5 protein-coding genes are annotated in these 5,244 nt (G+C 73.8%); 2 read left to right on the forward strand and 3 right to left on the reverse strand.

Translation table 11 applies throughout. The annotated features are described in order from the left end of the window. A partial coding sequence (ftsY, locus tag ACLEQD_RS36210) for a signal recognition particle-docking protein FtsY (protein ID WP_410390442.1) occupies window positions 1-1,008 on the forward strand: 1,008 nt, incomplete at its 5' end. 10 nt (window positions 1,009-1,018) lie between these two features. Here ftsY and ACLEQD_RS36215 read toward each other — a convergent pair. The 3 genes from ACLEQD_RS36215 to ACLEQD_RS36225 all read right to left on the reverse strand — a co-directional run bounded on the left by ACLEQD_RS36215 (window position 1,019) and on the right by ACLEQD_RS36225 (window position 4,597). Next, complete coding sequence (locus ACLEQD_RS36215; RefSeq protein WP_410390444.1) at window positions 1,019-2,260, reverse strand: M1 family aminopeptidase; 1,242 nt, start codon at window positions 2,258-2,260, stop codon at window positions 1,019-1,021. Then, window positions 2,257-2,856, reverse strand: a complete 600-nt coding sequence (locus ACLEQD_RS36220; protein ID WP_410390446.1) for a hypothetical protein — start codon at window positions 2,854-2,856, stop codon at window positions 2,257-2,259. The genes ACLEQD_RS36215 and ACLEQD_RS36220 overlap by 4 nt, the downstream gene beginning before the upstream one ends. Window positions 2,857-3,562: 706 nt before the next feature. After that, a complete protein-coding gene (locus ACLEQD_RS36225; RefSeq protein WP_410390448.1) occupies window positions 3,563-4,597 on the reverse strand; it encodes a PEGA domain-containing protein in 1,035 nt (344 codons plus the stop codon). A gap of 83 nt (window positions 4,598-4,680) precedes the next feature. Between ACLEQD_RS36225 and ACLEQD_RS36230 the strand changes: the two genes are divergently transcribed. Then, window positions 4,681-5,208 (forward strand): hypothetical protein, encoded by a 528-nt coding sequence (locus ACLEQD_RS36230; protein ID WP_410390449.1) that lies wholly within the window; start codon window positions 4,681-4,683, stop codon window positions 5,206-5,208. The last annotated feature ends 36 nt before the right edge of the window (window positions 5,209-5,244 follow it).

Here is a 5,244-nt window from a genome sequence, read left to right on the forward strand (position 1 = left end):
GTGCGCCTGCGCGAGGAGGCCCTGGCCCAGGAGGCCGCCCAGGCGGAGGCCGCCCGTCAGGCGGAGGCCGCCCAGGCGCGCGCCAAGGTGGAGGCGGAGGGTGGCCGCACCCTGGCGCAGGGCCTGGACCGCACGCGCAACCAGGGCTTCATGGCGCGGCTCAACGGCCTGTTCGGCGGCCAGCGCACCATGGACGAGTCCGTCCTGTCGGAGCTGGAGGAGATCCTCTTCACCGCCGACATCGGCGTGCGCACCGCGGACCACCTGGTGGAGGTGGCGCGCGAGAAGCTCAAGCGCAACGAGCTGAAGGACCCGGAGCGCATCAAGGGCGCCATCCGCGACGAGGTGGCGCGCATGGTGGACCTGCCCGTGCCGCGCTCGCTGGAGGGCGGAGGCCCGCCGCACGTGGTGATGGTGGTGGGCGTCAACGGCGCCGGGAAGACGACGACCATCGGCAAGCTGGCCGCGCAGCTCACCGGCCAGGGCAAGAAGGTGGTGCTCGCCGCGGGCGACACCTTCCGCGCCGCCGCCACGGAGCAGCTGGACGTGTGGGCCGGCCGCGCCGGCGCCCAGCTGGTGACGGGGCCGGAGGGCGGCGACCCGAGCTCCGTCATCTTCGACGCGGTGAAGAAGGCCCAGGCTGAAGGCGCCGACGTCATCATCGCGGACACCGCGGGCCGGCTGCACACCAAGGCCCCGCTCATGGAGGAGCTCAAGAAGGTCAAGCGCGTGATGGACAAGGCGCTGCCCGGCGCGCCCCATGAAATCCTGCTCGTGCTGGACTCCACCAACGGGCAGAACGCCATCCAGCAGGCCAGGCAGTTCCACGAGGCCGTGGGCGTCAGCGCCATCGCGCTCACCAAGCTGGACGGCACCGCCAAGGGCGGCGTCATCATCGGCATCTGCGACGAGCTGAAGCTGCCCGTGGTCTGGGTGGGCGTGGGCGAGAAGGTCGCCGACCTGCGCCGCTTCGAGCCGCGCGAGTTCGTGAAGGCGCTGTTCGACTGACGGACCGCCGTCACTGCCCCATGAGCTGGGGCAGGAGCTGCTCCAGCAGCTGCTGCGTCTGGGCGTCCAGCTTCACGTCGCCCAGGCCGCCGCCCATGGCCTCCATCAGCCCCTGGAGGTCCGCCGCGCCCAGGTCCTCGTCGCCGTGGGCCTCCTCCCACCAGCGCGCTCTCAGCTTCCCCAGCGCCTTCGCGTTCGCGGGGCTCGCCTTCGCCAGCTCCTGCGTGAAGCACGCCTTGCACGCCCACTTGAAGCGGTACGTGTCCACGTAGGAGCGCAGGGCCTTGAAGAAGGCGCTGTCCCCCACGAGCTTGCGCGACGCGTGGTGCAACAGCGGCGCCTTGCCGTACACGAGCGCGCCGTACTCCAGCTCTCCGCCGTCGAAGTCGCCCGTGGGCCGGTCCGCGCGGCCGTCCCTGCCGCCGGACAGCCGGAAGAACTGGTAGGGCATCACCAGGGCCTCGTTGCGCAGGGACTCGGCGGCCTCCGGGCCGTGGGCCCATTCCATGTAGAGGAGCGCCGCGTACTGGGCCAGCGACTCGTCCACCACCGGGTCGTGGATGGGGTCGGAGCCCACGAGCCCCGCGAAGTACTGGTGCGCCACCTCGTGCGCCACGGTGAACTCCAGCGTGCGCTCCAGGGACTCGCCCACCTGCGCGCCCACCTGCGCCAGCAGGCCCGCGCCCTGCGCGTCCAGCAGCTCCTGGAAGGCCTCCATGCCGGGCATGCCCGCCAGCATCTTCAGGGGGTCCTGCTTCGCGCGGTAGAGCGACGTGCCCACCGTCACCAGGCCCGGGAACTCCATGCCGCCCGCGCCCCCACTCAAGGGCGCCTGCACCACGCGCAAGTGGGTGTAGGGCAGCGGGCCCAGCCGCTTCTCGAACTCCGTCAGGGCCCGCGACGCGTACTTGAGCACGCGCTTGCCCGCCGCCGCGTCCCGCGCCGCGAAGTGGCTCTCCACCGTGACGCCGTTCACCGTCGAGGTCGCGGACTGGTAGCCGCGCGTCACCAGCACCGGGAAGTCGCGCACCGCCGCCGCCGCGAAGCTGTAGCGCACCCGGCCGTCGCGCTCGGGCACCTCGCCCAGGGGCGTCCCGGTGGCGTGCGCCGCCCAGCCCGACGGCACGGTGAGCGTGGCCAGCACGTGCGCGGGCTCGTACAGCGCCAGGTCCCCCATGCCCTGCGGGCCGGCCCACGGCTGGCCCTGGTCATCCACCGGGGGCACCTGCGGCACCACGCCCACCAGGCTCACCACGTCCGCCGTGGCGGAGAAGGCCCCGTGGTCATCCGCGCCGTCCTTTCCACCGCCGCCCAGGAGCCCGCCCGCGCCAGGAGCGACTCCGCGCCCGGCGCCGCCCTGGGCACCGTGCCCTTCACCGCGACCTCCAGCGACACCGTGCCGCCGGGGGCCACGGGGGGCTCTACCGCAATGCGCTGCAGCGTGGGCTCCGGCCCCAGCTCCAGCGCCACGGCCTTCCCGTTGAGCTTCGCGCCGGAGAGCGTCACCTGGCGGGAGCGGGTGTTGGGCGTCAGCCGCAGGTACAGCTCCGTCAGCGGCCGGGGCCCCTTCGCCACCAACTGCACCTGCACCTTGCCCCAGACGCGCCGCTCCTTCGGCTCCACCTCCAGCTGCACGCGGTAGAGCGGCACGGACTCCAGCGGCCCCAGCGCCTTCGCGGCCCGGTCCCGCTCCCCCGGCTTCAGGTGCTGGAGACACAGCTGGACTTCCGGAGCCACGCCCGGCGCCACGCTGCCCGCGCCCGGGAGGGCGGGCGCGGCGGGAGGGGCCGCGGCGGCAGGGCCTGCGAGCAGCGCGCACAGCAGCCACCATCCGGGGAGGGTCCGCATGGGGGCATGCTAATTGACCCCGTCCAGCGCCGCTCGCTACAAGCCTCCGGGTGCGCCACTCGCGAACGTTGACCCTCTCCGCCGCCGCGCTGAGCCTCCTGGCCTGCGCGAAGCAGGTTCCGCCGTCCACCGCCGTCGCGCCGCCCGAACCGCGCTCGGTCCAGCTGCTGAGCGCCACGCCGGAGCAAGAGACGGCGCGCCTGGAGCAGCGGCGCGAGGACGTGGAGGTGGACACGCGCGAGGGCGAGCGCACGCCGCGCGTCGTCGCCACCGCGCAGACGCCGTCACTGCGGCTGGACGGCGCCCAGGCCCGCCTCTGCGGGGACGCGGCCTGCACGAAGGGCTTCGCCGTGGACAACTTCCTCCTGCTGGAGGTGCTGGACGCGAAGGGCAAGGTGTCGCGCCGCGCCGCCGTGGGCTTCACGGACAGCGTCTTCATTGGCAACGAGCAGGTGGACAACGTGGGCCGGCGCGCCTTCAGCTTCGAGCCCAACGAGGTGGACGTCACCGCCCTGCTGCCGGAGTCCGAGCCCTTCCGCCTCCGCGCCACCGCGCTGGACTACTGGGGCGTGGGCCGCGTGACGGACGTCTTCCTGCGGCTGGAGCCGGCGCGGCCGCGCCGAGGACGACCTGCGCGGCCACTGAGGGCTCCGGGGCTTCCGACGAGGCGTGGAGGCGGACGCGGACGTCCGCCCCACCCACGCCGTCAGAAGCGCATGCCGGGCGCGGGCATCACCGGGCGCAGGCCCGAGAACCCGATGGAGCCGTCGCACTCCCCGCCGCACACCTGGCCCGGGGTGAGCTCCGCGGGGCTCTTGGTCACCGCGTAGGCCCCGGCGCCCGCCGCGGCGGCCACCACGCCCACGCCCACCCAGACGTACCACTTCTGGTACCAGGCCTTGCTGGTGCCCTCCTTCACCTCCGGCGGCTGCTCGGTGCCCAGCGCCAGCCCCGGCTGCTCCACCGGCTCCAGGGGCTTCGAGGGCTCCAGCACCGTCGAGCGCGGCGTGTCGTCCGGCTGCGCCACCGCCGCCGTCGCCGCGGGCTCGGTGGACGGACGCAGGCGGCCCTCCACGACGTAGAGCTGGCCGGCGCGCACGTTGATGTTCTTCACGTCCTTGAGCCCCGCCGGCCCCCGGAACTCGATTTCGTGCGGCCCCTGGGGCAGGGGGTGGTTCTCCACGGGGGTGGCGCCCACGCGCGTCCCGTCCACGTACACGGTGACGCGGGGCACGTCCGCGCGCAGGGTGGCGAAGCCCGTCGCCGCGTCCAGCGCCAGCGTCAGCTCCGCCGTCTGGCCCGGCGCCAGCGTCACCTGCTGGTTGAAGTCCGAGTAGTTCTGACGGCGGGCGATGACGATGTGCTCCCCCGGCGCCAGCTCCAGCGGCGTCAGCGGGTTCACCTCCTGGCCGTCCACCGTCACCTTCGCGGTGCGCGCGTTGCTGCCCAGCTTGAGCACGAGCGTGGCCTTGGCCGGCGCCGCGTCCTCGACGGTGGCCGTCGCGGCGCCCTTGCCCGTCTTGCCCGCCTTGCCCTTGCGCGCCCCCAGCTTCTCCTTCCTGGGCGGCGTCTTGCGCTTCACCGTCGTTTTCGGCTTCGCGGTCTTGGGCTTGCCCTTGGGCTTCGTGGGCTTCGGCTCCTCCGTGGGCGCGAGGAGATCATCATTGTCCTGGGCGAAGGCCGCGGAGGGCAGCGCCAGGGTGGCGACGAGCGACAGGATGGCGAAGCGGCGAAGACTCATGTCGGTCCGAAGGTTAGAGAGTCATCCCAGGGGAAGCAAACACCGTCCCACCGGGCCGTCCGTTGGGAGAATATCCGCGCCCCATGCACCGCGCCCTCCACACCCTCCCCCTAGGCCTCTGTGTCCTCTCGCTCGCGGCCTGTCCGGGCAAGGCCCCACCCCGGGTGGACACCGCCACGGCCTCCCGGCCGCCGCCCATCCACGTGCCGCCCGGCTGTGAGAAGGACCAGTCCGGCGACTACCACCACGCGCAGAACCCGGCCTTCCGCTACCTGGGCCGGGACGACGGCCACACCCTGTCGCTCGCGGTGGTGCGCGCCTGGGCGGACGGCGGCGTGGAGTCCCCGGACGCGGGCTCGGTGGGCATCGTCCTCACCCGCACGCCGGAGGGCTTCGTGGGCGAGACGCGCGCCACCGGCTTCAGCGCCTCCGGGACGCCCTGCCCCGTCGCCTTCCCCACGGAGGCGGTGGCCTGCACCGACGCCGGCCTCACCCTGCGGGCCGCGTCCAGCACCTCCATCGACGAGGGCTGCCGCCCCGCGACCTCCGGCCCCGCCCCGGTGCGCCAGGAGCAGGTGCTGCTGCGCGGCGTGCCCGACGCGGGCCTGTAGTCCCCCGCGCGGAGCGCCGAAAAGCACCGCGCCGCC

Source organism: Corallococcus sp. 4LFB, from assembly GCF_046520365.1.
Taxonomy (GTDB): domain Bacteria; phylum Myxococcota; class Myxococcia; order Myxococcales; family Myxococcaceae; genus Corallococcus; species Corallococcus caeni.

Coding starts and splice junctions, on each gene's coding strand:
- ACLEQD_RS36230 (WP_410390449.1), top strand. CDS start 4,681: ATGCACCGCGCCCTCCACACCCTCCCCCTAGGCCTCTGTGTCCTCTCG.
- ACLEQD_RS36225 (WP_410390448.1), bottom strand. CDS start 4,597: ATGAGTCTTCGCCGCTTCGCCATCCTGTCGCTCGTCGCCACCCTGGCG.
- ACLEQD_RS36220 (WP_410390446.1), bottom strand. CDS start 2,856: ATGCGGACCCTCCCCGGATGGTGGCTGCTGTGCGCGCTGCTCGCAGGC.